This is a genomic window from Alicyclobacillus dauci (assembly GCF_026651605.1).
GTDB lineage: Bacteria > Bacillota > Bacilli > Alicyclobacillales > Alicyclobacillaceae > Alicyclobacillus > Alicyclobacillus dauci.
Genome location: NZ_CP104064.1, coordinates 3900514 through 3925927, shown reverse-complemented (window position 1 = coordinate 3925927; position 25414 = coordinate 3900514). Strand labels below are relative to the sequence as shown.

The following is a 25414-nucleotide window of genomic DNA, read 5'->3' as shown; positions in this document are numbered from 1 at the left end:
AAGACAAGGTGCATGTCATTCGATATTTCCAAAAAAAGGGGTTGCTCGGTGGCGATGGTGGGAGATGGTATCAACGATGCTCCAGCTTTAGCCACAGCGGATGTCGGTATTGCTGTTGGGACGGGAACCGACATTGCCTTGGAAGCTGCAGACGTGGCACTCATTGGTGCCGACTTGGAGGGGGTACTACAAGCCATTCGGTTATCTCGAGCGACTATGAGAAACATTCGCCAAAACCTCTTCTGGGCGCTCGTTTACAACGGGATTACGATTCCCTTTGCAGCGCTCGGCTGGTTGAGCCCCTCGATTGCGGGGACAGCAATGGCCTTTAGTTCGGTCACTGTCGTCCTAAATGCATTGCGACTGAAGCAAACGAATATCGACCGTTAATTTCATTGATCAGTCTGACGGTTCCTCACGTAGGTGGCCAACTGCACTCGATTCTGAATGTGTAATTTTGCCATTATGTTCTTCAGATGATTTTTCACTGTATTTTCCGCTATGAACAACTGGTTAGCAATTTCACGATTGGTGGCACCAGTGCTAACAAGTTCAAGAATTTCTTTCTCTCGATGGGTCAATTTCTGTGCGAGTTGTACATCAAGTTCTCTCGATGAAGGTGTAGTCTTGAACTCGGCTAGTATCCTTTGAGCCATTCTGCGAGAGACCGGCATTTCACCGTTAAGAATTCCGTGCAAGTAGGTGATCCAATCAGAGGGTTGCAAACTCTTGACGAGATATCCCTGCGCACCATTTCGAATTGCCTCAAAGAGATCGGCCGCATCGTCCGAAACGCTGAGTATAACAACCCGCACGTAGGGCAGTTCTTGTTTAATGATTCGAGTGGCTTCAAAACCGCTCATGCCCGGCATGTTGATATCCATAAGGACTAAATCAGGCATATATTCCTTGGCCATATTGATAGCTTCATGTCCATTTTTCGCCTCGGCGACAACATTAAATTGAGGCTCAGAATCCAAAAGAATGCGAACCGCTGAGCGTGATCGTTCGTTATCATCTGCTACTAGGATTTCATAAGTTCTCATCTTTTCACCACCGGAAAATGGCTACCTCATTTATTTTCTTCCACGTTAAGCTATTCTTATGATAAACCAAGAGTTTATGCAGCCAAAACAACAGGAAGACGGAGGGCCGATATGACTCCTAAATATATAAAATGGGCGCTGTTTCTAGTTCCAGCACTCGTGATTGGTGGCTTCGAGACAATTCGCCACACCTTACTGGAGAATGTGTTACCAATGGAACTTGGTAATTGGGTTACTGCGATTATCGACGCTGCGGTGATTGCAGTGGTTTCACGGACATTGTTTCAGCAATTCGCCCGAACAGAGAAAGAGTTGAGCAAAGAAAAGGAGTCCCGGGCTATTTTGGAGGAACGGGAACGACTCTCCAGAGCATTACATGACCAAATTGCCCAATCGATCTTCTACTCCGGTGTACAGGTCAATGCGGCCCAAACAAAGGCAGTTCAGTACGACGATAAGGAACTTCAAGTACAACTCGGTGATGTACTTCTGTCCTTGAGAGAGATTGACGAAAACGTTCGTCAGGCTATTTTCAACTTGAAACATAAAACGATTGACGGTGGCAATCTTGAAGAGCGAATTCGGTCATACCTCGACAAGACTCTTTCTACTAGCAGGATTACTTGGGAAGTATCTTTTCCTGAGCAACCCGTTGTCTTGAGTCCGTCGGAGCAGGTTCAATTGTTCGGTATACTGCAGGAAGCGGTCACCAATATAATCAAGCACGCTAATGCTACACAGGTTCACGTAAGATTTGAAACGGGAACTTCAGATAAATGGAATTTTCAAATCTACGACAATGGAATTGGGTTTGACATACAGTCTGTAGGAGGAAGAAGATATGGACTGGATATTATATCCAATCGAGCGAGAGATATTGATGCAGAACTAATGGTTGAGTCAAGCAACAAGGGGACCATGGTAGCCATAAGACGACTGTAAAATCCCCTCGTGGGATATTTCCTGTAAGGCGGTTGTATATCGTTTGGGATCGGATCTTCTGTCCCGTCGGGGCCTGCCAGCGGCACGGCTAGATGTTGAGTACAGGAATATGGAGGTGAAGTCGTTGACAATGAAATCGCAGAAAACTGTGGCTCGAATTGTGCGGGAGTGCGGGTTAAAGAGCCGTACAGAACGCAAATATAGGACGACAACCAACTTGAAACACAATGACTCTGTTTTCAATGCGGAGCGTTAAAATCAGGTGGGATGTAGGACATTACGTACGGTGGGACGAAACGAGGGGTGGCTGTATGTTGCCAGCATCATGAATCTGCCTACACGGAAAATTGTTAGTTGGAAAGCTGACCTCACGGATGACAAAAGAGCTTATCATTGATGCATTAAAACAATCGTACCAGCGGGGAGAATCCGGATGAGTGGTGTATTTGCACCACTCAGACCGTGGAAGTCAGTATGCGTCGAAAGAATACCAGGACAAACTGAAGGCGTACAAAATGATCGTCAAAAACCCGGCGAGCTGGTCGGCAGCCAGGTTTCCACGCCCTATATCATATTGCAGCTTACGGAGTAGTTTAGCGGAATAGGTCCGAGTAATCTGTTGCCCATTGACGGAATGTGTGTGCTCGTCGGTCGGTTACATCCTCTACCGTGGTCGTCACCGAATCCACATGATTTCTGTTGTCTCTGATCAAGGCAAAGATTGCATCAACGATTTCCGGCGGAGCAAATCGTTTCATGCTCTCTGCAGCAACTGACTCGGGGACATTTTCAAAGCGAATGTCTCTACCAAGCACGGAGCCTAGAATTTCAACCTGCTGAACGGGGGTCAATATCTCTGGTCCGGTAAGAGAATAAACTTTTCCATCGTGTCCCGAAGACACGAGTACGTTGGCGGCGACGGATGCAATATCTCGTTGGTCGATTGGGGCCGTGCCTACATCACCAAAAGGAGCCCTGACAACATTTTCTGTTCGTATCGATTGCGCCCAGTGCAAAGAGTTCGACATGAAAGCCCCCGGGCGAAGAAATGTCCACTTCATACCTGACTGTCGGATTAGCTCCTCAGTATGCAGATGATTCCGACCAATGGCATTTTCAGTTGGTGAGTCAATCGCCCCTGAGGAGAGAAATACAATCTGGTCAACGCCAGACTCCTTCGCAATCCGTGGAAAGGCATCACTTCCGGGAACTCGCACAAAGAAGACTTGTTGCACCCCGTTCAATGCATCTTTTAATGTCACGGGGGAGGCTAGATCACCGACAGCGATCTCAACGTCGGTAGGAAAAGACGCTTTCTCTGGATTCCGAGTCAAGACACGTACATGTTGTCCGGCTTGATGCAATTGCTTTACTAACTCACGTCCCACGTTTCCTGTGGCACCAGTCACCAAAATCATTTTACGGCCTCCTCGTCTTTGCTCCATGTTCAAAACCCATTTGTAATGTTACATCATCAATCCTCAATATCTTGTATTCCCTCAACAAAACGAATAGCATTGGTATATTAAAAATTCGGAACGCTTGTTCCGGCCTGTGGAATATGGCAAGAGGAGACAACATCAAATGGGCGAATTATGGAGCACGAAAGGAATCTTTGCGCATGGGGAAAACCGAGTCATTCCCACTAGGGTGAAAAGGAGAATGACGATTCCGTCGCGGCGTACGATGTGGGAAGCGGCGGCCGTCATCGAGATGTCGGCAAGGGTAGGGTTCCATCTCCTCGAGCTCGAGGAACCGATTTTCGACTCACTCTTTGTATTCGATAGACTTGATGTATCTGAGTCTGGGTCGCGAGATGAACAAGGGGTCCACATCGTGATCGGCTTTGATGAGAATTGGTTGACAGAGGTCCTGTCCGATAAGGCTATGCCCATCTTGCAGGTGAGAAGCGAATGTTCGAGTGACCGGGGGATTGTCTACGTATACCGAGACATGGGGAAAACCATCATGGTTGTTACAGGAACCAAGCCAGAGATGACGTTACTGGCAGCACGATATCTGGTGACGGATGGTTTCGGTAAGGAAATCGACTTTGATCATCCGGTCATCTTCATTTCTCCGGAACGAGCCCCACTCGTGAATCAGCAGCCTGGAGAACAAGCGGACCTTGCGAGCGGATTATCTCTACATAACATCTTTACAACTGACGGGATTTATCACGTTCAGGCTGGCGAGTTACACCCCACGCTGGATGTGACGTTTCTGGTGGACGATACCTACGAGATCGAGGAAGGCGGAGTGGGAAGCGAAGAGACGATTGCCGCTGTCGAACTAATGGCTCGGATGGCGTTGTCCGCGGGTAACATGACTTTCCCGGTGACTTGTTGCGCGGGGGAACAGCCGGGAACAACGACACTCGTCGTGTCTACCCATCGGCATGGGGATGAATCTGACGAACGTTTGGTGGAGCTAACCGACGACAAAACCACTCCACATCTCCAAATAACGGCGAGTACGGGTGAACTCGTCCCGCTTGTGCGTGAGATCATCAGGGAATGGTTTGAACCTACGGATGTCCTAGAACGGGATACTTGGCGGCATCGTTTCGCCATGCTTGGGAGTCCGAGTCGAGACATCGCTTCTCGGGCCCAATTGGCCATGATGGCGTGTCATGCAATGGATCAGGAGCAAATCAAGGAAATTCGCATTCCAGCACATCTGGCACGACCCATGGAGCTGTGGAATGGGGTGGGGGCAGAAACTGTTTCTATCGATCACGCTGAACCAGCGTGGACTGTTGATTGGGATGATGCCGGCGAGATCGCAGACATGGAAGATTTCATTGTAGACTTCTTCGCAACGCGCGAAGGACAGGCGGATGCGCCCATGGCGTCGGATATTGAAGTAACGACCACGATTAGTCAGATTTCGTTTACGACGTGGGCCGCAGTGATGCAAAAGAAACTGGAGGCCGCATATAGGGTGCAGGCGCGTTTCGTCTATCGGAACGCAAATAAGTCGGGATTGCATTGGTTCATGAACGAGGTACTTCCGCACCTGAAGGGGATTGAAGGTATTCACCGTGTTGATGTGGCAGCGAGGGCGTTCCGGCCGGAAACACAATACATTGACCGACCGTACCGATTTTTGCAGGAGCTCTACCCGGTGGATGAACTGTTGTCGGCAGAGTTGGGAATTTTGCTAGAACAGGTTGAGTTACGCTTACTTGAATCGGAATCTGCACCGATGTTTCAGGTTCGGGCGCTCGACGCGGAAGGCGAGCAATTGGGGACTTGGACTTGGGAAGGCTGGACCGAAGGTGCCACGTACATGCCGGAGAAACCAGAGCTTGGGCAGGTGCTCGTACCAGCCGCCGGATGTCGAATCTATGAACGAGATGGGAACAAACCAGTCGCGAGTCGGGTCTTTCGGACGAATCCATTTCGATTTTGGCGTTGGTATCAAACCATCCTGTCGCAGATTGAACAACGTTCGGACTTACACGTGGACACCCCGAAATTCATGCAACTGGAATGTCATGTCACGATGGACGCCGAGGATGAGAAGATCCCGTATCAGGAAGAGGTTAACTCAGTCCTTGAAGCGCTGCATGAAGATATTTACTTTTATACGCTACATGCGTTCTACGAATACGGATGCTCTGTCGGGGACCTAACGTGGAATGCACCAGGAGGCATTTTGCCGTTTATGCATACTGAATCCGGCGTTTCTCCTCGTGCGACTGTTTCCCTGTACCCGTTTCCGAAGACCGATGAATTAACGATGGTCTCCGAAAAAGGGACGCATGTCATTCACCCTATGAACTCAGCAACTTTTCAGTGTGGCCGCGTGACTCGTCTAAAGTGGAATGCGTCGGGATGCCGCTTTGCATTTCGGGGAATGGCCGGTGAAACGTTGTCAGAGGTGTGCGGCAAATGGTTGAGTATGGGTGCGGCTTTCGGATGTGATCACGTCATCGAAGGTATGTCTTATTTGCGGTATGGCGAGAAATCGATTGATAATGAGATGCTTGTCAATCGAGATGTCACTATGTGGATGAATCAACACCAAGCACGAATTCCAGGGCGCGCCATGCGCCTCGACTACTCGTTTCAAGGGGAATGGATCTGGTTTGTCGAGCTGTTTGGCCGGGGATACCCAGGTCGCATTTCATCACCTGTGAAGCACTCGTTGTACAAGCCGACACTCTTTATCACCGCTAGACACCACGCAAACGAGGTTTCAAGCACCAACGCCGCCTTAAGGCTCATTGATGAGATGGTGACCGAAGATAAATTACTAGAGGCCGTGAATCTCGTGATTGTACCGCTTGAGAACGCGGACGGAGCAAACTTGCACGCGCGGATGGCAGCGGAGCATCCGAAGTGGAAGTTACATGCCGCGAGATATAATGCGTGTGGTCTTGAGTTCCAGGAGTATCGTTTCCAATCCGATACCGTATTCGGCGAGAGTCGCGTCTATTCGAAGATTTGGGAACGTTGGAAACCGGATATAGCCATTGACGATCACGGCATTCCCTCCCACGAGTGGATTCAGCCGTTCAGCGGCTACAGTAGTCCACCGCGATTTCCGGTTTCCTATTGGATTCCGAGCGCGCGAATGTACACCATTTGGCGACAACCAACTCAAAATCGCGCTGCATACACGGAGGCATATGAATCGCTCCGAAGGCATGTGACGGACCGGCTGGATAGGAACCCAGACGTTGCGCGCGATAACGCGATGTGGTTGCGGACTTATTCCCGCTGGGGGAACAAGTTTGACGCGGATTACTTCCCAATCGAGCTGTCAAATGGGAGTATTGCTCATACATGGGGGAGCCAACCCAACCCCGCTTCGCGAAACTTAATTGAGCGCTTTCCCGATTGGGTGACTGCCGACGTGATTACAGAGGTGAACGATGAGACCGTACAAGATGTCCAATTGCAGGCGTGTGCGGAGGCGCACTTGGTCGTGAATCGTGCAACCTTGGAGTGGATTAGTCAAACGAAGCAGAAAATCATAATTTCCCCGGAAAGATTAGCGAGTGGGAAGGTTCGAATTCGAATAGGCAGACTGAGGCCGGTTATTTAACAGGATTTGCAAATCAATTTTTAATTTTATCATTCTACAATTTCTGATATAACTATTAAAATACGGACGTTCAGAATATAACACCAAAAACAGTCAGTAAGTGCAACAAGGGTCTTTGTGTATTTGACTGGATGCCAAATAGAGGAGAGTGATTCAAGAGTGGTTTTAATCGGCGTTGCAATCGTCATTGTTGGTTTTATCATTCGTCTAAATCCATTGCTCGTTGTCACGGTGGCCGCACTTGTGACGGGACTTGTGGCGCACCAATCCTTGTACAATATCATCACACAATTCGGTACCGCATTTGAAACGAATCGCTATATGGCGATTTTCATCGCTACCCTCCCTATCATTGGACTGTTAGAGCGTCATGGCCTGCGTGAACAGGCCGAGCGTTTGATTTCCAAAATTCGCGCAGCGACGGTTGGTCGTATTCTCATTTTGTACATGCTGCTTCGTGAAGTGACGGCAGCACTCGGGATCACGTCCATCGGCGGTGCAGCCCAGACCGTTCGACCACTCATCGCTCCAATGGCGGAAGGCGCGGTTGAAGCCAAGTATGGTGAAGTGCCGGAAGACACAAAACAGGAGATCCGCGCGCACGCAGCCGCCTCAGATACCATCGGCGTGTTCTTCGGCGAAGATATTTTTATTGCCGTTGGGGCCGTCCTGTTTATGAAGGGATTCTTTGATCAGAACCACATTAAATCGACACCGATTGAAATGGGCCTGTGGGCCATTCCAACCGCCGCCGCGGTATTCATTATTCACAGTATCCGACTTGTGCTTCTTGACAGGCGAATTAAGCGGCGAATGGAGCAGTCCACCTCGTCCGCGAACACGGTAGGGGAGGCGTCTAACGTTGATCATCTCAACTGAGGCAGTTTACATCTTTCTGGGAATCATTACGCTGTGTGGCAGTATCTACACATTCTTTGATCGGAAAAACCCCCGCCGGATCACGTCAGGACTGTTTTATCTCTTGTATGCAGTGACGCTCATCTGTGCAAAAGTCATCCCGCCATTTTATATTGGCTTGATTGTCATTGTAATTGTCATATTAGCTGGCATGGGGTGGGTTCGCAAAGGTGAATACGGCGAGGCGACACGGGAACAACGTGAGCAAAATCGCATACGACTCGGCGGCTGGTTGTTTATGCCTGCCCTTCTTATTCCGTTGCTAACCGTGGCTGGCGTGGAAGGGGTTCACGCGCATAAAATTGCCGGGAGATTTATATTCGATCAGTCAAATGTCACCATGGTTTCCTTAGCAGTCGGAACCGTCATAGCGGTGATTGTCGGGCTTTTCATGACCAAGAGCTCGCCGTTGACTTCTGTGAAAGAATCGAGACGACTGCTTGAATCGATCGGTTGGGCTGCGGTACTGCCACAAATGTTGGCAATGCTTGGTACCATTTTCGCCAGTGCCGGCGTCGGTACAGAGGTCTCAAAGGCAGTGGATCACATTATTCCCGCGAACTCGCTGTTCTGGGCGATATTCGCCTACTGCGTGGGCATGGCATTATTCACCGTCATTATGGGCAACGCATTCGCAGCGTTTCCGGTGATGACAGCCGGTATCGCCATCCCACTCATCATTCAGCACTTCGGCGTGAATGCAGACCGGGTCGCGGCGATTGGGATGTTTGCAGGGTACTGCGGCACGTTGATGACACCGATGGCCGCCAATTTCAACATCGTCCCTGCAGCACTACTGGATTTGAAGGATAAGTACCATGTCATTCGCGCTCAGCTTCCAACAGCGCTAATTCTTCTGGCTGTGAATATTGTCATTATGTATGTCGTCGCCCGCTAAGACGCTTGTAGGGCCAATTCAATTCCCTTAACATCGGGCGGGCTTGATTGAGTTGAAAGGTGTGTTGAAGATGGAAACGCGAGTACTCGTCACGGGGTTCGAACCGTTCGGTGGTGAAACGGTCAATCCTGCATTAGAGGCAGTGAAAAAGCTTGAGGGCAGGGTCTTCGAGGATGCGGACGGATCGATACGCATTGTAGCGGCCGCGATTCCAACGGTATTTGGTAAATCCATCCACGCGTTAGAGAAGGCAATCGAGTCCGAGAAACCGGATGTCGTCATATGCGTTGGACAGGCCGGGGGCCGTTACCATATTACTCCGGAACGGGTAGCCATTAATGCGGATGACGCTCGAATTCCAGACAACGCAGGAAACCAACCGGTGGACTCGCCGGTGGTTGACGGTGGTCCAGTAGCGTACTGGACTCAACTTCCCATTAAAGCGATGGTTAAAGCAATACAGGAAGCTGGCATCCCAGCGTCAGTTTCTAATTCAGCAGGAACCTATGTGTGTAACCACATTTTTTACGGATTGATGCATCTTCTCGAGACAAAGTATCCAGAGGTTCGTGGCGGGTTCATTCATATTCCATTTCTGCCAGAACAAGTGGTCAACCGGGAAGCCCCTTGCATGAGTTTGGATCAGATTGTCCACGGCTTGGAGATTTCCGTGCAGGTTGCAGCTCGCCAGCAGACGGATATCCGCATGGCGGCGGGGAAAGAGAGTTAATACGATCACGTCGGTTCAGGTCATGTAGTGGAATCCCGAAACTTAGTGCGATTACCTTCTGTCTTGCCCCCATTTTTTTGTTCGGATTTTCCCTTATGTGCCGACGCACACTAAGAACGTCGTACATCTAAGGGGGAGTAGGTATGGATGAAGCAACGATTTCCTGGTTAATGAACCTCGAGAATGAGACGATCATGTGGATGATTATCTCCGTGATTATGCTTGGGGGTACCGGATTTGGCTTGTTATTTTGGGACAGATTCCTTTATCGGCAAGATGAACAGACGAATCAAGAGCGACGGTAAGCTAGGAAATTCCCTCAGATTTACATCCCGCCTGAGATGGATATGACAAGTCCGCCCCACCTGGTTTCATTATGGGGCGGACATTCTTTTTACGCTGGAGTCTTGATTGCGTTCTGTTCGATAAGGCCGTGATTCTAAGGGTAGCAACAATCAGATAACGTCCGTAATGAGCAACTGCGCTACGTTCTGCTCCTGCTTTTAAAGTAAACGGCTATATATACCAAAGGACCAGCTATAGCAACAATATAGGCGATACCCCAGAGCCAATCCGGTACCATTTTGTCTCCCCCCTTTGAGTCACGCTTATCATCCGCCAATTCAACGTCTATATTCAGAGACGTTGAAGTTTAATTCATCCGATGCAGGATACAAGTGTGTACCTGCAGTGACCAGATGTGCCCCGATCTTCGTATCTGCTTCAAGCACTTAGCGCATCATATCCAAGATGAAACTGAATGGGGGATATGAAATGACCCACAACAATACATGGGCTGTGCTTGGTGCATCCTTCGCTCTTCTCCTTACAGTTGTCGGATGTGGGCAAAGGGGCGAGGGCGGTGGAATCAATACCGACATTTTCACGAATGCACCGAGTGGTGGACAAAATACCACAGCACCAAATCCGACTAATGTGACAAACACATCGATCACGGCGCCACCAGCCCGATCTCACCCGACAAATGGTACAACGAACGGCAGCCAACCGCGCGTCACGGGTGGTACTCCCGGGTCAACTCCGCCGCGGGTCACAGGTGGCGCGCCGCCTACTCCTAGGCCACGAATAACAAACGCAACGACACCGAATGTACCGCCAAGTACAGGGTCAAATACAACGTCGACGAACGCATCGAGCACAACTGATAATTCGACGGCAGGCGGCACCAATGTGGGCCAACCCAGTATTGTCAACGGTACAGCCGGAAACCAAACGGCGAACATTACTTCCAGTGGAGCAGTGACAAAACCGGTAGTCTGGCAGACTCAAACGCAACCACTCGGTGCGGGCGTTGTCGTTTCCCTGTCTGTTCCGGCTCAGTGGGTCAAGTATCGGGCCACTGTTGAGGGAACGAGCGGGTACGAATGGACGAATCCGGCGAATGCAAAAGAGAGAATTGCAGTTATGGCGACACGCAATCAAATCGTCATGCGAAATAAGCAGGGTGCATGGGATGTCACTGGTCTGTTTAACAGGAACAAAGGAATTCAGTGGACCAGCCTGTCGCCAGACCATTTGAAGGGGTATTTTGTCGACTCGAACCCCAACGGACTGCCTAGTCCAAGGTCTACTGTCACACCTAACCCGTATACCACGTCCGGGGTGGTACAAATTCGTATGAACCCGAATCCAACCGCTGTCCTGGTAGAGGCGAGGGCGCCTCAAAGGATTACCCAAACAGCGATTGCGAGTGTACGCGTCCACTGATCATCGACTCTCGCCATCCCTGTGGCGGATGTCAAGCTAAAGGCCCTTTTTGCGCCAATACTCTAAGATTGGTCAAACAGCCTATCCATATACAGTGTGATGGCCATACATTGAACCGTGGTCATCAAACTGTGAGGGAGGTAATCAAATGGGAGCATTCGGAGGATACACACGTTGGGCTGTCGTGTTCCTGATCATCTTCGTCCTGTTCTTCCTGCTTGTACCAGCGTACGGCGGAGGTTACGGCGGTTCATGTGCAACCAGCTGCGCATATTGATCTCTGCGCACGTTTGGCCTTGACATAGGCCAAAGAGCGGGGCAGATTCTCGTGTCAGTTCGCCATCAGAAACGGACTCCTGTCAGTGTGACTGGGTGTCCGTTTTTCTGTTATCGAGGGTTCCTCATGATGAGTAGTGCTGGATTTGGGTGTCCCAGGATGGGTGAACACCGTCTCAGAGTACCTGTCCATGCACATACGTTGGACTACGTTTGATTGCAAAGGAGGTAGGCCGAGTGGACGGTTGCTTTGGTGGGTACACACGCTGGGCAGTGGTGTTCTTGATCATCTTCGTCTTGTTCTTCTTGCTTGTTCCTGCGTATGGATACGGAGCAGGCTACTGAGCTTGACCTTGTGAGCGTACAAAAGGGGGCTTGTGAAGATGTATGATGGTGCTTTCGGTGGATACACCCGGTGGGCGGTGGTATTCCTCATTATCTTTGTGCTGTTCATTTTGCTGGTGCCGTATGCAACAACAACCTGTTGCACAACGACGTACTGAGTAACAGAGACTGCGTAAGTGAGCTCGACCTGCTGACTTACGCAGTCTTCCTATTTTAGTGGAGGTGTTCAATTTGTGCACAAGACAAGATTGTGAACGTCACATCGGAAAGTGGGTGCAGTTCCGCACGCCGTACGGGTATCATCAGGGAATGATCGAGCGTATTACAAAGGATGATAAAGTCATTATCCTGTCGCCGCGACGATACGCACCGGCGAGTCTCATCACTGCTGAGGTTGAAGGCGATGAGATGCAGAGGCTCGATCTCGCTCTTGCTTGGTACGGACGCCGCCCAGGCTATCCGGCTGTGGGCTACCCTGGTGGCGCAGTGGGTGGATATGGTCCTGGCTACGGCTACGGGGCTTGGGGTTGGTCCAGATGGGCTGTATCGTTTCTCGTCATCTACGCATTGTTGGGCCTGTGGTTTTGGTAAACGTTTTAGTATAAAGGGAAGCCGCTGTACAACGGGTCACAATGTGCCGCCCCAAAGTAGCTATCATGGTATACTTTGGGACGGCGTACTGGACCGATTGGGTGCCATCCTCCTATTGGACATCCCTCTTGGACATACATATTAATTTGCTGGACCCCCCTAAAGATTATCCCGACCAAAACAAATCTACTGTTTTGAGAATGGAAGTCGTGTCCTTCAGCCACGGTCGTAGAGCTCTACAATTCGGTACACAAAAGTAAATCTGCATGCAGTCGGGCGAGAGTTTGAACCGATAGCGGCACATCCACGCCCGGATCAAAGATAAATGATGAAAAACGTCGATTTTTATCGAAAAGTGCCAAATTGGGGATAGATATTTTTCGCAATCTATGTAAATGTTAGTGATGTATAGAACGGGTTCCCGAACACCTCAGAAATTATTGTGAAGTCTATCGCGAACCGTACAAATATTTTTTCAAGGGTGAGTTGTTAGTGACAATCAACGTAGCGGGCCCTCTACAAGGCATGGTTCAAGGCGTTCAGGAAGCCGTCCAAGTGGTTCTACCGTTTCCTGTTGTATGCAATCCGGTCGAGTCTATTGAAGCTTCCATTCTACAACCAGAAATGGGTGTTTTGGTCGGCGTTACGGGTGACGTTCGAGGTCGACTGGTGTTGGAAGCGCCAGTTTCCGTTTTCTCCTTTATTTCCATGTCTATGTTCGGCATGCAACTAGAAGGTGAGATGCTCGAGTCGTTTGTTGGGGTTATCTAGACCTACAAAATTACCGTATTTAAAGTTTGCAACGATGCTAAAAATATCTAATTTTTATCATTGCAAAATTATTATATAGATTTATTATTTATAGTGTTCATAGTAGTTATAGTTGTGTGTTGGTCCGTGTTCTAGAATGGAAGCTTGGGTGGTGAGGGGTTGAAGGTACAAGAGGTCTGGGTGGATTCGTCGCTCTCTGAAGGCAAAACTAGATATATGCTCATTGATGCTAAAGCAAATCCTGTTATACTGTATGTAGATTCCTGAAATATTTAGACGATATGCAAAAATCCCAGAACACCGTACGATCTTATGCTCATCACCTGAAGCTTTATTTCGAGTTTCTTGAAGAAACAGGAGTTACATTTCTAGACGTAAGCATGAATGTCCTTGCAGAATTTATAGGCTGGCTTCGTCGTCCATATAAATCCAAAACGATTGTCTCGTTATTTGAGATAGAGCCGAGACGCTCAGCCTCGACAGTAAATACCATTATTTCTTGCGTGATTAGTTTCTATGAGTATTTAAGTCGTTCTGAGCAGTTTCATGGCAACCTGAGTGAAGATTTATTCGAAATTTCAACTAGCTACCGTAAACGGTACAAGGAATTCCTTCACCACATTACAAAAGGAATTCCCATTGAGAAAAATAGACTTAAGTTAACAGTCCCCAAGCGTCGGATTAAGGTTCTGTCTGAAGAAGAAATCTCTAGATTAAGTAATGCTTGTACCAATATCAGAGATAAGCTTTTGTTGTCAGTGTTATATGACGGTGGGTTGCGTATTTCAGAAGCACTATCGCTCTGGATAGAGGATTTTGATATTGGAAAACAAAGCATAAGGATACGTAATTCTAAAACTGCTAGTGGTGAAGGTAGAGAGGTTTTTGTCACAGAACAGACCATGAACTTATTCCAAGACTACTTAATTGAAGTTCACGCAAATGAGTTCGATACGAACTTTGTTTTCGTTAAATTACGGGGGATAAATCGAGGGCAGTGTCTGGATTATAGGAGTGTTGAGTCATGGGTAAAGCGACTAAGAAAGAAGACGGCGATTAACTTCCATGTTCACATGTTTCGACATACCTATGCCACGACTTTAGTGCGAAACGGCATTAGTACAAAAGCCCTTCAGGAACTTGTAGGGCATGCTCAAATCCAAACTACAATGGACACGTATGTTCACCTTTCAGAAAAGGATATAAGAGAGCAGTACGACACAGCTAATCGGCGAGCAAAAAGGGGGGGGGGCTGTGAAAAATAAACAGGAGCGTTCTTCCAAAAGTAGAGAAAATGTAATGGAACGTACGTTACAGGATTTCTGGGCTAAGGATGTCTGGAACGTTATTGAATGCCCCTTGAGAACGGAGCCGTGGATATATAAGGGGAAAAATATATTTTTTGATAGAATTTGCAACGCTAGTTTACGGACAGAACTGAAGTATTTTTTTGCATCTATGTTGATAGAGAAACATTACTCAGTAAAAACGGTCTTCAATAATTATAAGGGCGTATCTGGGAGAATGTTCGATTTCTTCAATACAGTTATGCCACGCTTAAATTCCGTTGTGGATGTTCGTAAGGAAAAACTGATACTTCAGTGGAGAACGTATCTAGAAGAGAATGGAATAAAAACCTTAACCCCTCTGAGAATTAACGCGGTTGACGGGCAAGTTAGGCAGAGTGTTACATCCTATATTAGTGTCATGAACCGATTCTATGATTATATGTATGACTTTTATGATGAAAGAGAAGAATTCGAAAAAGATCGATGGGATGTTCGAAATCTCGGACTGCAGTATAACGTAACATCTGTTAATTATTACTTGGATTTTAGAAAAATACCTAACGTACATAGAGCTTTAGTTAAGAGATACATAAAGCTTAAATTGCGGCTCTTCGCTGGTTGAGATGGGTTGAACAAGTCAATCATGGAGGTATAAAAACCCATTGGCAAACCAGAGTTAGGGTCAATGCCTCCTTGTTGTCGGCTTGACATGACTTGTAGGATGCCAAGTTGGGCATCCGTCAAGAGCTTTCGCGGCATATCCTCCCGTTGGTCGGTATTCCACGCTCTCTTGACGTAACAGGAGGTTATCCAAATGTCCGATCCCGTTCTTGACTTGTTCAATCACTCTATTGGCGTTCAATCTCCCTGGCATGTTACTTCGGTTGAATTCAGCAAAGAGAATAAACGTCTTGACATCACGGTCGACTACAAAGATGGAACCAAGTTCCCATGCCCAAATTGCGGCAGTCAGAACACGGACATCTACGACCGCGACACTCGCTCATGGAGGCACCTCAATCACTTTGAGCACGACACATACATTCACGCCAAAGTGACTCGAATCTGGTGCCATGATTGCTCGAAGGACAAGGGGGTGTACGGACCATCGAAGTGCCCTGGGCACGCAAACGCGGGCATTTCTCATACGGCTTCGAGGCATTCATCCTTCAACTGGTTCGCGAGATGCCCGTTCTGGCAGTTGCACGTCTAGTCGGGGAACATGATACCCGTATCTGGCGTATCGTTCGCCACTATGTGAATCAGGCTCGCGAATCACAAGACTTCTCAGATGTTCACCACATTGCGGTTGACGAAACCTCTACAGCTCGCGGTCATCACTACGTGACCGTTGTTGCAGATACAGAGCAAAGACGGGTAATCTTCGTCACGCATGGCAAAGACATGAGTACCCTTACGCGATTCGTCGATGATTTCACGCGACATGGCGGCGACCCAGATGAAATCGAAACTGTCTGCTCCGACATGTCTCCAGCATTTATTGCTGGTGTTCACAAATACTTTCCTGACGCTTCACTCACATTTGACAAGTTCCATGTTACGAAAGTAATCGGTGAAGCGGTGGACAAAGTACGCCGTGAAGAACAACGCACACAGCCCATGCTCAAACAATCCAGGTACATTTGGCTGAAGAATGAGCACAATCTGACAAGCAAGCAAAAAGAGCGATTACAGGAGCTTCGGCACTTAAATCTCAAGACGGCAAAGGCATACCAGATGATGCTGACATTCAAAGAGCTTTGGATACAGCCAAAGTCCCTTGCCAAGCCGTTTCTGGACAAGTGGTACTTCTGGGCCACGCATTCGCGGCTCAAACCAATGATTGACGCCGCTAAAACCATTCGCCGCCACCAAACTGGCATACTGTCTTGGTTTGATAGCAGAGTGAATAATGCCCTGATTGAAAGTATGAACAGTCTCATCCAAGCCATGAAACGAAGAGCGAAGGGTTATCGCAACGTCGAGAACTATATCTCTATGATTTACCTGTTGCTAGGCAAGTTGTCCTTCGCTTTACCCACCTAAAACAGCGAGGAGGCTAAATTGCTCGACCAGATGTCCATTGAGTTCATGACAGCAATAGGTACATTAAAGAAACTAGATTATTTCTTCGCTTTTCTACATCAAAGCCATCCTGATTGGGTGGATATGCGTAACTTATCGAGAAATGACATAGAGGGTTTTCTACACTTTCTAAGAACGGAGCCCATGGGTGGGGTTCCAGGTGGTCAAAAGGCTACCAATTCACACGTTAACACTGCCATGGGAAAACTAAGAGTGTTTATTGAAGATATACAGAGATACGGATGGTCGGAATCCCCATTAAAACCTGTAGGCAATTTAATTTATCCAGAGGATTACCCTAAACGTCAGGAAACAAACCCAAATACGGTGAAATATATCCCAGATTACATTTGGGATCTGGTCTTAAGTAATATTGATCAGTTTAAACGCGAATACATTCCGATTCTACTGGTAATGGAAGCTACAGGATTTCGAGTTTCTGATGTCTTGATGTTAAAACTTGATTGTTTAACGAAGGATAAAACTGGTTGGTGGATTATTGGGGACCAGAGGAAAGTCAAATACAAGGATCACAGGGTGCCTGTTACAGAAGAAATAGCAGCCGTTGTCCAATCTCAAATTGAACTTGTTCGAAAGGTGTCCACTGCAGAAAATAACCCTGAACGATACCTCTTTGCAACGTTCACTGGTAAGCGCAAGGGATACCCCATAACGTCGAACACAATGCGTAACAATCTTAACGCTCTAGCAAGAAAGTGTCATATTCTTGATGAGAACGGGCGGCCCTATAAATTTAAAAACCATGCGTTTCGTCATCGGTATGGAGTGACTCTTCTTAACAACGGAATGGATATAGTTATTGTTCAGCAATTAATGGCGCACGCAAGCCCAGAAATGACAATTGTTTACGCGAAGATATTGGACGAGACTAAGAGGAAAGAATGGGAAAAAGTTAGGGCGACTGGTGCTTTTGCAGCAATTCGGATTAGTGAACAAGGGAAGATAGTACCCGCCACATTGGAAGAACAAGTAACTGAAAATGGACTAGAGCTGGAATGGATTAGACACAATTTTGATTCTATTCGATTGGATCATGGAATTTGCGTCAAGAATCCGAAGATAAAATGCACTTTCTTAGATAGTGTTTTGGAACCGCCTTGTATTAAAAACAATTGTCGTAGTTTTCATGTAGACTCAACGTTCATCGACTATTATAAGCAGCAAATATCAAAAATGGAAGAAGACATTACGGCTTATAAGAAGGCTAATCGGTTACGTTCCATAGAATTAATAGAGCCAAAGCTTAAAAAATATAAAGAGATTCTATCTGGCTTACAAAATGGGAATGGAATATTTGGGTTGGAGAAGTCGCGGCGCGAATATACGGGAGATGAACGAGAGAGGGTGGCGACCAGTGTCGAATGAGAAACCTAACGTCACCGGACTGTTGGAACATGCTAAAACTAAAACTCAACTAGCCGAAGACAAGGTTTTTGAGGCAATAAAGAAGATGGTCAAACATCAGATGAAAATTAACTTTAACACTGTATCGGAGGAGTCTGGCGTTACAAAATCGTTTCTCTACAAGAATAAAAAGGTTCGCGATCGTATTGAGTTTCTGCGACAGCAACAAGAAGGATTACCGTCCGCGAAAATGGTTAAGCGTAATACGAGTGACGCTTCGAAGGATGTAATAATTGCTACTTTGAAATCTCGGAACCAACAACTAGAAAATGAACTAAAAAAGTTACGAGAGTTGGTTAGGAAGCGATTTGGGGAGATATACAAATCTCTGTAGGATGCAATAGCGGGTGAAAGCTACTAAATTATCGAGGACTTAATTAAGGAGGAATCACTTTCTATGGAAACAGCAACACTGGTTACCGAAATTTTAAACGGTACACTTTCTGCACTATCTACGGTTGTTCCATTTCCGATTGAACACGGAAATGCAGAAAGACTCCCTAATGCCTTCAGACAGCCCGAAATGGGCGTTCTGATTGGGGTTACTGGTGACTATCACACCCGCCTCGTTATCGATGCAAAGAAAGAGATATTTATGGCGTTAGGTGCTTCAATGTATGGTATGACCGTAGAAGGAGAACTGTTAGATTCACTAATTGGTGAGGTCGGCAACATGGTTGGTGGCAACATGTGTACAAATGTTTCTATGAATGGGATTCATCTTGACATTACTCCCCCAACCGTCCTTATTGGTGATACAAAATTGACTGGGTTCACATATGCACTTTCAGTACCCGTAATTATTAGTAGTATTGGTGCCCTTCGCGTTAGCCTGCTCATCACTGAATAGTTACTGTATTCTGCGGTTTCGATTTGCAGAAACACGCTGTGGTGGTTTATGCGTTTATATTGCATGAATATACATAATTCGAGTGCTACACTTATGGCAGAAACGGGCAGAAGAGCGACACAAGCTAGGTTGGAAAAAACAACTGCGATAGTATGAACCTATAATTTCTGGGGGAGTAGAGATAACACATGAAAAACAGAATTGAAACATATACGGGCTCAAAGCATTTCCGGCTGAATTACGTCGCTGAGGGTGTCGTTGCAGCAATCTCGGTCCCTGGTACCGGCTCTGTCGGGAATGCAGCAATCATTGATCTAGGTGATACAACACTCGTGGTGGACACCCTTAACACTATCGAGGCCGCAGAAGATTTGCTGGCAGCAGCAACCTACCTCACAGGACACCAAGTATCCTACGTAATCAACACACATTGGCACAGTGACCATACGAGCGGCAATCAACTGTTTCCCCCTACGGCACAAATAATTTCTACATCCACCACACGTGAAATTATGGCTACATTCGGGAAAAACAGGTTAGCCCAGCAGCTGTCAAACCCAGTACCGATTTATCAGGCTATCGAAGAACTCGAGGAGAAAGTACAACAAGAGACGGACGAAAAGTTAAAGAAGGAAATGCAATGGGAAAATGCCAGTGACCGCGAGTACATGAAAATGCTTTCCAATTTGGTATATACACTACCAACGATAACCTTTGACCAGCAGATGAGTATTTATGGAAGTCACCGGACCGTGCAACTAATAACGTATGGCGGCGGTCACACGCAAAGTGATGCATTCGTGTACCTTCCTGAAGAAAAAATTGCCGTAATGGGGGATCTGGTGCTCTCTAAGCATCATCCAGTCATGATGTATGCGAATCCCCAGGAGTGGCTGAATATTCTGAAGCGAGTCGAACTACTGGACATAGAAACTATCGTACCGGGGCATGGTGAAGTTTGCTCAATGAAAGAACTTCACGAAGTGAAGTGTTACATCAAAGATATTGTGACATTGGTCGAAGAAACCGTTCAAAGTAAGAAGAACATTACTGATATTTCTGTACCAAAGGTTTATCGTGACTGGTTCTTTACTACATATTTTAGTTCAAACTTGAAAAGAGTTTATGATTTGATCACTAAATCAGCCGATTAGAAGGGTGTATGGTCCATAAGCCTCACAGAGCTGTTCTGAAGAGAAACTAATTTTGTTGAACTAAAGGGGTCAAAAATGGAATAGTCCCCGATTCTGAATAAACATCCATAGCAATGTTTTCGTTCTTACTGCACAATTGGGGGCGAATATGAAATAAGCATACCCTCTTCACATTGCATAAACATCCAGAACACGGTATATCTGATACCCGAGTTATTCTGTAATCTTAGGTTGCGAAAAACATCTAGAGCACATGGGGGAATTCACTTGATGATCTTATGGTTTGATGATGGATGATGACCAAATGTACAACCACGGAAACGTTAACTATATATATTCAACGATTGGGAGCCTTTGCATCAGTATTCTCGGCATCCCTAGACTAGATAATCGGCGAACTCGCTAACATGATGGCAGGGAGCATTTGTACGGCCGTATCGAATAAGGGCTTTTCATTGGATATCACACCGCCGACGGTGATGGTAGGTCAAACGAAATTAAGTGGTTTTCAACAGGCTTGTTGTGTACCCATTTCCATTACGGATGCTGGGGTTTTGCGTGTTATCGTGATGATTGAAGACGCGAATTGAGATATCTATAGCGTTCACATGTACACCTTTAGGAGGTTACCTCATGGCAAAGATTATGGTAGTAGACGATGCAGCTTTTATGCGAATGATGTTAAAGAACTTATTAACGGAAGGTGGTCATGAGGTCGTCGCCGAAGCTGGGAACGGTCGTGAAGCCGTTCAACTATATGAAGCACACCGCCCAGACGTTGTCACGATGGACATCACCATGCCGGAAATGGATGGTCTGGAGGCAGTAAAGGCCATTATGGCATTGGACCCGAACGCAAAAGTGGTTATGTGCAGCGCGATGGGTCAACAGGACATGGTTATTGACGCCATTAAATCAGGTGCAAAGAGCTTCCTCGTCAAGCCATTCCAGAAGGAAAAGGTACTTGAGGAAATCGCGAAGATCTCCTGAGCCTTATAAATTAGATCGTGCAGTTTCATAGGTTAAATTTGACAGTCCGGTTGGGGGCTGTCTTTTTTCATTTTCTCACACAGCTCATCGCCACCGCCGCACACGCCGACAACCCGAGAGGGCATGCATGCATAGGGTGGTGTAGCAGAGGCAGGGCCCGTCACGGCGTGACAGGAACAAACAGCATTCGCTGTGGAAGGAGACGATCATGGCTTCCAAAGCATTGAGTACATTCAGACGCAAAATGACGAACCCATTGAACTGGCGAAAGGCCAACCAAGTTCTCGTGAAGTACTCAAAAGCGGAATTGGCAACCGAGCGCGGTGCAGGTCGATTGATCGAGGAGTTGGCTGAGAAGGTTGGGGTTGACCTTTCTGCGGAAGAGCGGAAAGAGGCCGCGAAGTGGCTTGTTGGGCAAGGAATGGATCCGCAAAGCAAGCGGGATCGCATGAGCATTTGGAAGCAGGTCAAATAGACGCGGCAAGCGCACAATCTCCATACGCCGTCTGATGGACATCTACACTCCAAACGGTGGCAATTGCCCGACTCCCGGCGTCACAGATTGTGCGTTTGCCTGGCTCTCCACCACTTCTTTGGTCACTCTTAACTCGTCGATCCGCCGGTTGACGTCTTCAACGGACATCCCAAGTTCCCGTAACTGCTCGCGAATAGACGCGAGTTCCTCGAGTTTTTCGTTCGTCGCACGGAGTTCCTTCAACAATTGTACATTCGTTCCACCGCTAAGGGGTGCCTTCGGCAAGGATGTATTCGGGCTCGTTGGCTTGAATTTTTCCATGCTGGTTCGGCGTTTTACCTTGGGCCGTTTGCCGGTTTCTGCGCGCAGTGGTACTTTCCGCGAACGTTCATTGTCCTTGACAAGGATCTTCTCGCTCTGTGTTTCACCGCGCTCGGCATCAAGCCTCATTTGTGCTTCATAGTAGGCGCGGAGCAAAATTGGAATCCAACGAAGCCTTGTGAATCGATTCACTCGAATCCCCTCCATTTGTCAGGCTAACAGCAGACTAGATAGAGCATAGGGCCGGGATGCGATCCCTGATGGTATTCAGCGTCATCGCCAAGAATGATCAAGGCGTGATCGGGAGGAATAGAATTGGCATCATCTGCAATGCCTGTGCTCGAGTCCCGTAAGCGGCCCCTCACTGACAGTTACCAGTGCCTCTGCATGTGCCCACCGTTTGTATTCGGGTGGTACGGATGTGTTGGCTGCGGGGGTGGTGTCATCATCATTGGTCTCTGCCCCAGTGACCCAGGATGCATTGGAACCTGTTGGTAGGGAAGGCCAGGTCGCGCTGGGCCGTGCATTTGACGGTGGATTGGTCCCGTCATGGGTCGGTTCATAGGTGGGCGGCCAAAACGCTCGATACCCATGAATTGGTTTGGCATCTGGATGGGCCGCTGTGCAGGATGGCCAGGAGCACCGCCACGCATATGTTGCCCCCACGCACCGCCAAGGCCGGTGTGCGGCTGACCACCCGGATACATGTGTTGATTCGCCTGAGGCCGGCGATTCGCTCCTTCGCGATTGAGAATTCCATTTGTTGTCGTGCGTCCAGTAGGGTTCGACCGTTGACGCGCAGCTGCCTTACGGCGAAAGAGTCCCAAGAGTCCCCTTCGTCGTGGAGCCGCTGGTTCGACCGCAGTCTGCGACGGAGCCGGCGAAACACTTCGTGTGGCGTCGGACTGCCCCCCAATGGGCGCGCCTGGCACGCCTCCTGGTAGGTGACTATATGGATTACCAAACATGGATTGACTATCAATGGATTGCACACCGTCACCGGGTTTACTCGATGGCGAAGTTGAACTAGCCGGATCATCTGTAGATTCGGCAGTTTCTGATGTGGGCGATTTAAGTAACCCTTTGAGGATGTTAGAAATCATTCTCTCAACATTCCTTCCCGTTTTTTACATGACATGCGGCTAGCATTACAGCCGCAAGGTACAGGTGGTAGGGGATGAACGATCTCGGCTCGCTCTCGGGGGTCGATGGCCCGGCAGACCGGTTGGTCGACCGTCGGAGAAGGGGGTGAACGGTGTAGGCCGGGGCCGGGAATGTGCGGGGCAGTCGCGCGATGGGAGCAGGTCACGTGAGGGTACTGGCATGTCCGCCGCTAGGGAGGACCCTGGCATTCCCTTATACGCCAATTTTCTTCTGTGGAATCGCAAACAAAGGAACGAGGATACCTTAGTTCCCGCTGTAAGTCGTCCGGACTATGGGAAAAGGTCCGATAGGGGTACAGCGTGCCGCTCGCGGCACATGTGCGGAAGCGTTGGCTCGATAAGGTCCCTGGGTTCCTCTCTCAGACGGCCATGCAGTACCACGGCATGCGTTCAACTTAATTTGCCCCACCTATGGCGTAAATCTGTAAATTAGGAGCCCAGTCCCGAATTGGAGACACGGCCATCCTACCCCCTCCCCGCACGCACCCTAATTCAAAAAAGTCAAACGCTTTCAATAAATTCCGGAAACTGGAGATAATCACTGTCGTCGTGCTATAATCTATTATGAGTATATCTTCCGCAATTCTTCATCTCTGTAGAAACAATCTCTATCATCTCAATTTCAGAAGCTGATATTTTTAAGAGTCTCAATCGGCTGAAGGAGGGACCATGATGAAAAAACTACAGCGGCAAATCGGGGTGTTTTCACTCACAATGACCGGGGTGGGGTCCATCATTGGATCCGGCTGGCTATTCGGGGCCCAGAAAGCTGCTACTGTTGCGGGGCCGGCTGCCATCGTGGCTTGGCTCATTGGCATGGTTATGATTTTATTTATTGGCTTGGTCTATGCTGAACTCGGAGCGCGGTTCCCGGAGTCGGGCGGGATGGTGCGTTACTCGCAGTACTCACACGGTTCAGTTACGGGGTTTATCTCTGGGTGGGCGAATTGGATCGCAATTGTGTCGGTCATTCCAATTGAGGCTGAAGCTTCGGTCCAGTACATGAGTTCCTGGCCATTTGCTTGGGCACACGCACTGTACAGTAAGAACACAGGCCATCTCGCGGGACAGGGATTGTGGATTGCAGCGGCCCTTGTCTTCGTTTACTTCTTGCTGAACTACTGGACAGTGAAACTGTTTTCCCGTGTAAACACTTTCATCACGGTCCTTAAGCTGGTGATTCCTGCAATCACTGGTATCGCACTGCTGTTTGCTGCATTTCACGGGGGAAACTTCACGCACCACGGCGGGTTCACACCGTTTGGTTGGTCGGGTGTTTTAACCGCTGTTGCCACATCCGGCATTGTGTTCGCATTTAATGGATTTACGAGTCCCGTCAACTTGGCGGGGGAAGCGAAAAATCCGAATCGTGCGGTGCCGATAGCGGTTGTGGGATCGATTCTCGTCGCTGCCGTCATCTACATCATTTTGCAGGTGGCTTATATTGGTTCCTTGAGCCCCGCTATGTTGGCACAGGGATTTGCTGGATTGAACTTTGACTCGCCATTTGCCAACTTGGCTGTCGCATTTGGATTGAACTGGCTTGCTATCATCCTGTTTGCGGATGCGTTCGTGTCTCCGTCCGGCACGGGCATTACCTATACAGCTACGACGGCACGGATGATTTTTGGCATCAGTGAAAATGGATGGCTTGCCAAGTCGCTTTCGAACGTGCATGAGAAATGGTATATTCCTCGGAACGCGATGTGGTTAAATCTCGTCGTGTCGTATATTTTCCTGCTTATATTCAGAGGCTGGGGTGAATTGTCGACGGTTATCTCGATTGCCACACTGGTCTCCTATGTAACGGGGCCGGTTTCGGCGATGGCTTTCCGGCGGATCGCGACGAATATGGGGTCCATGGTTCGAATTAAGGGATTACAAGTCCTTGCACCGATCGCGTTCGTCATGGCATCCCTCATCCTGTATGCAGGTAAGTGGCCGAGCACGGGACGCGTCATCTTTGTCATGTTGGTCGGTTTGCCTATCTACCTGTTCTTCCAGGGCAGGAACGAAGGTTTTTCTGGGTTCGCGAAACACATTAAGTCGAGTCTCTGGCTCATCATTTATCTCGGCTTTATGATTCTGGTATCGTGGCTGGGCAGCGATAAGTTCGGCGGTATGAATGTGTTGCCGTACGGAGTGGATCTGCTCGTCGTGGCCGTCGGCTCCCTCGTCTTTTTCTTCTGGGGTGTTGGCAGTGCATGGGTCACACCTTACTTGACCCGTGCTCAGTCTGGGTACGAAGAGGAGCGTTCTGGACAGGTGGAGCGATTGGAGAAACGTACGGGTTCGGATTCTAGCCTCGGGCTGTAATGGGGCTGTAATTGGTAACGAAAATGATACGGAGCATGTCGCTGCG

General features: G+C 48.2%; 25 protein-coding genes and 1 pseudogene. 22 read left to right on the top strand and 4 right to left on the bottom strand.

Translation table 11 applies throughout. The annotated features are described in order from the left end of the window. Nucleotides 1-12: 12 nt before the first annotated feature. Entirely contained in the window at nt 13-390 is a 378-nt protein-coding gene (locus tag NZD86_RS19725) for an HAD-IC family P-type ATPase (protein WP_326492682.1), read from the top strand. Between the two features lie 2 nt (nt 391-392). On the opposite strand, the gene NZD86_RS19720 is transcribed toward NZD86_RS19725, so the two are convergent. After that, nucleotides 393-1046, bottom strand: coding sequence for a response regulator (locus tag NZD86_RS19720; RefSeq protein ID WP_268043765.1), 654 nt, complete (start codon nt 1044-1046; stop codon nt 393-395). A 111-nt stretch (nt 1047-1157) separates the two neighbouring features. Between NZD86_RS19720 and NZD86_RS19715 the strand changes: the two genes are divergently transcribed. Further along, a complete protein-coding gene (locus NZD86_RS19715) occupies nt 1158-1988 on the top strand; it encodes a sensor histidine kinase (protein WP_268043764.1) in 831 nt (276 codons plus the stop codon). Between the two features lie 593 nt (nt 1989-2581). Here NZD86_RS19715 and NZD86_RS19710 read toward each other — a convergent pair. Next, the gene (locus NZD86_RS19710) at nt 2582-3406 is read right to left on the bottom strand and encodes an SDR family oxidoreductase (RefSeq protein WP_268043763.1); all 825 of its coding nucleotides are present in this window, start codon (nt 3404-3406) and stop codon (nt 2582-2584) included. Between the two features lie 166 nt (nt 3407-3572). Between NZD86_RS19710 and NZD86_RS19705 the strand changes: the two genes are divergently transcribed. The 19 genes and pseudogenes from NZD86_RS19705 (at nt 3573) to NZD86_RS19615 (ending at nt 21568) form a co-directional block, all read left to right on the top strand. Next, a complete protein-coding gene (locus NZD86_RS19705; protein WP_268043762.1) occupies nt 3573-7043 on the top strand; it encodes a M14 family metallopeptidase in 3471 nt (1156 codons plus the stop codon). A gap of 159 nt (nt 7044-7202) precedes the next feature. Further along, a complete protein-coding gene (locus NZD86_RS19700) occupies nt 7203-7922 on the top strand; it encodes a DUF969 domain-containing protein (protein WP_268043761.1) in 720 nt (239 codons plus the stop codon). After that, complete coding sequence (locus NZD86_RS19695) at nt 7906-8859, top strand: DUF979 domain-containing protein (protein WP_268043760.1); 954 nt, start codon at nt 7906-7908, stop codon at nt 8857-8859. The genes NZD86_RS19700 and NZD86_RS19695 overlap by 17 nt, the downstream gene beginning before the upstream one ends. 70 nt (nt 8860-8929) lie before the next feature. Further along, nucleotides 8930-9589 (top strand): pyroglutamyl-peptidase I, encoded by a 660-nt coding sequence (gene pcp, locus NZD86_RS19690; RefSeq protein WP_268043759.1) that lies wholly within the window; start codon nt 8930-8932, stop codon nt 9587-9589. 143 nt (nt 9590-9732) lie between these two features. Then, nucleotides 9733-9894: a hypothetical protein gene (locus NZD86_RS19685; RefSeq protein ID WP_268043758.1), complete on the top strand. Its 162-nt coding sequence runs from the start codon at nt 9733-9735 to the stop codon at nt 9892-9894. Between the two features lie 469 nt (nt 9895-10363). Continuing rightward, entirely contained in the window at nt 10364-11317 is a 954-nt protein-coding gene (locus NZD86_RS19680) for a hypothetical protein (protein WP_268043757.1), read from the top strand. 148 nt (nt 11318-11465) lie between these two features. After that, nucleotides 11466-11594, top strand: coding sequence for a hypothetical protein (locus NZD86_RS19675; RefSeq protein WP_268043756.1), 129 nt, complete (start codon nt 11466-11468; stop codon nt 11592-11594). A 575-nt stretch (nt 11595-12169) separates the two neighbouring features. Beyond that, a complete protein-coding gene (locus NZD86_RS19670) occupies nt 12170-12529 on the top strand; it encodes a hypothetical protein (RefSeq protein WP_407655188.1) in 360 nt (119 codons plus the stop codon). Between the two features lie 492 nt (nt 12530-13021). Then, nucleotides 13022-13300, top strand: coding sequence for a hypothetical protein (locus tag NZD86_RS19665; protein WP_268043754.1), 279 nt, complete (start codon nt 13022-13024; stop codon nt 13298-13300). Between the two features lie 281 nt (nt 13301-13581). Next, a complete protein-coding gene (locus NZD86_RS19660) occupies nt 13582-14565 on the top strand; it encodes a tyrosine-type recombinase/integrase (protein ID WP_268043753.1) in 984 nt (327 codons plus the stop codon). Further along, nucleotides 14555-15211 (top strand): hypothetical protein, encoded by a 657-nt coding sequence (locus NZD86_RS19655; protein WP_268043752.1) that lies wholly within the window; start codon nt 14555-14557, stop codon nt 15209-15211. Before NZD86_RS19660 ends, NZD86_RS19655 begins: the two co-directional genes overlap by 11 nt. Before the next feature lie 192 nt (nt 15212-15403). Continuing rightward, nucleotides 15404-16635, top strand: a pseudogene (locus NZD86_RS19650) (ISL3 family transposase). 18 nt (nt 16636-16653) lie between these two features. Further along, entirely contained in the window at nt 16654-18060 is a 1407-nt protein-coding gene (locus NZD86_RS19645) for a tyrosine-type recombinase/integrase (protein WP_268043751.1), read from the top strand. Further along, a complete protein-coding gene (locus NZD86_RS19640; RefSeq protein WP_268043750.1) occupies nt 18050-18433 on the top strand; it encodes a DUF6262 family protein in 384 nt (127 codons plus the stop codon). Before NZD86_RS19645 ends, NZD86_RS19640 begins: the two co-directional genes overlap by 11 nt. Nucleotides 18434-18496: 63 nt before the next feature. Further along, complete coding sequence (locus NZD86_RS19635) at nt 18497-18949, top strand: chemotaxis protein CheX (protein ID WP_268043749.1); 453 nt, start codon at nt 18497-18499, stop codon at nt 18947-18949. 188 nt (nt 18950-19137) lie between these two features. Further along, nucleotides 19138-20103, top strand: coding sequence for an MBL fold metallo-hydrolase (locus NZD86_RS19630; RefSeq protein WP_268043748.1), 966 nt, complete (start codon nt 19138-19140; stop codon nt 20101-20103). A 386-nt stretch (nt 20104-20489) separates the two neighbouring features. Then, nucleotides 20490-20693 carry a chemotaxis protein CheC gene (locus tag NZD86_RS19625; RefSeq protein ID WP_326492681.1) on the top strand — a complete coding sequence of 68 codons (204 nt, stop codon included), beginning with the start codon at nt 20490-20492 and terminating at the stop codon, nt 20691-20693. 43 nt (nt 20694-20736) lie between these two features. Further along, a complete protein-coding gene (locus NZD86_RS19620; protein ID WP_268043747.1) occupies nt 20737-21093 on the top strand; it encodes a response regulator in 357 nt (118 codons plus the stop codon). A gap of 208 nt (nt 21094-21301) precedes the next feature. Further along, nucleotides 21302-21568 carry a hypothetical protein gene (locus NZD86_RS19615; RefSeq protein WP_268043746.1) on the top strand — a complete coding sequence of 89 codons (267 nt, stop codon included), beginning with the start codon at nt 21302-21304 and terminating at the stop codon, nt 21566-21568. Nucleotides 21569-21610: 42 nt separating this feature from the next. On the opposite strand, the gene NZD86_RS19610 is transcribed toward NZD86_RS19615, so the two are convergent. Beyond that, nucleotides 21611-22081 (bottom strand): hypothetical protein, encoded by a 471-nt coding sequence (locus NZD86_RS19610; protein WP_268043745.1) that lies wholly within the window; start codon nt 22079-22081, stop codon nt 21611-21613. A 179-nt stretch (nt 22082-22260) separates the two neighbouring features. Next, nucleotides 22261-22992 carry a hypothetical protein gene (locus NZD86_RS19605; protein ID WP_268043744.1) on the bottom strand — a complete coding sequence of 244 codons (732 nt, stop codon included), beginning with the start codon at nt 22990-22992 and terminating at the stop codon, nt 22261-22263. A gap of 732 nt (nt 22993-23724) precedes the next feature. Between NZD86_RS19605 and NZD86_RS19600 the strand changes: the two genes are divergently transcribed. Next, nucleotides 23725-25368: an APC family permease gene (locus tag NZD86_RS19600; protein ID WP_268043743.1), complete on the top strand. Its 1644-nt coding sequence runs from the start codon at nt 23725-23727 to the stop codon at nt 25366-25368. The last annotated feature ends 46 nt before the right edge of the window (nt 25369-25414 follow it).

Bases quoted from the DNA above. Each gene is read 5' to 3' on its own strand.
- NZD86_RS19725 (WP_326492682.1), top strand. From the start codon at position 13: ATGTCATTCGATATTTCCAAAAAAAGGGGTTGCTCGGTGGCGATGGTG.
- NZD86_RS19720 (WP_268043765.1), bottom strand. From the start codon at position 1,046: ATGAGAACTTATGAAATCCTAGTAGCAGATGATAACGAACGATCACGC.
- NZD86_RS19715 (WP_268043764.1), top strand. From the start codon at position 1,158: ATGACTCCTAAATATATAAAATGGGCGCTGTTTCTAGTTCCAGCACTC.
- NZD86_RS19710 (WP_268043763.1), bottom strand. From the start codon at position 3,406: ATGATTTTGGTGACTGGTGCCACAGGAAACGTGGGACGTGAGTTAGTA.
- NZD86_RS19705 (WP_268043762.1), top strand. From the start codon at position 3,573: ATGGGCGAATTATGGAGCACGAAAGGAATCTTTGCGCATGGGGAAAAC.
- pcp (WP_268043759.1), top strand. From the start codon at position 8,930: ATGGAAACGCGAGTACTCGTCACGGGGTTCGAACCGTTCGGTGGTGAA.
- NZD86_RS19685 (WP_268043758.1), top strand. From the start codon at position 9,733: ATGGATGAAGCAACGATTTCCTGGTTAATGAACCTCGAGAATGAGACG.
- NZD86_RS19680 (WP_268043757.1), top strand. From the start codon at position 10,364: ATGACCCACAACAATACATGGGCTGTGCTTGGTGCATCCTTCGCTCTT.
- NZD86_RS19675 (WP_268043756.1), top strand. From the start codon at position 11,466: ATGGGAGCATTCGGAGGATACACACGTTGGGCTGTCGTGTTCCTGATC.
- NZD86_RS19660 (WP_268043753.1), top strand. From the start codon at position 13,582: ATGCAAAAATCCCAGAACACCGTACGATCTTATGCTCATCACCTGAAG.
- NZD86_RS19635 (WP_268043749.1), top strand. From the start codon at position 18,497: ATGGAAACAGCAACACTGGTTACCGAAATTTTAAACGGTACACTTTCT.
- NZD86_RS19630 (WP_268043748.1), top strand. From the start codon at position 19,138: ATGAAAAACAGAATTGAAACATATACGGGCTCAAAGCATTTCCGGCTG.
- NZD86_RS19620 (WP_268043747.1), top strand. From the start codon at position 20,737: ATGGCAAAGATTATGGTAGTAGACGATGCAGCTTTTATGCGAATGATG.
- NZD86_RS19615 (WP_268043746.1), top strand. From the start codon at position 21,302: ATGGCTTCCAAAGCATTGAGTACATTCAGACGCAAAATGACGAACCCA.
- NZD86_RS19605 (WP_268043744.1), bottom strand. From the start codon at position 22,992: ATGATTTCTAACATCCTCAAAGGGTTACTTAAATCGCCCACATCAGAA.
- NZD86_RS19600 (WP_268043743.1), top strand. From the start codon at position 23,725: ATGAAAAAACTACAGCGGCAAATCGGGGTGTTTTCACTCACAATGACC.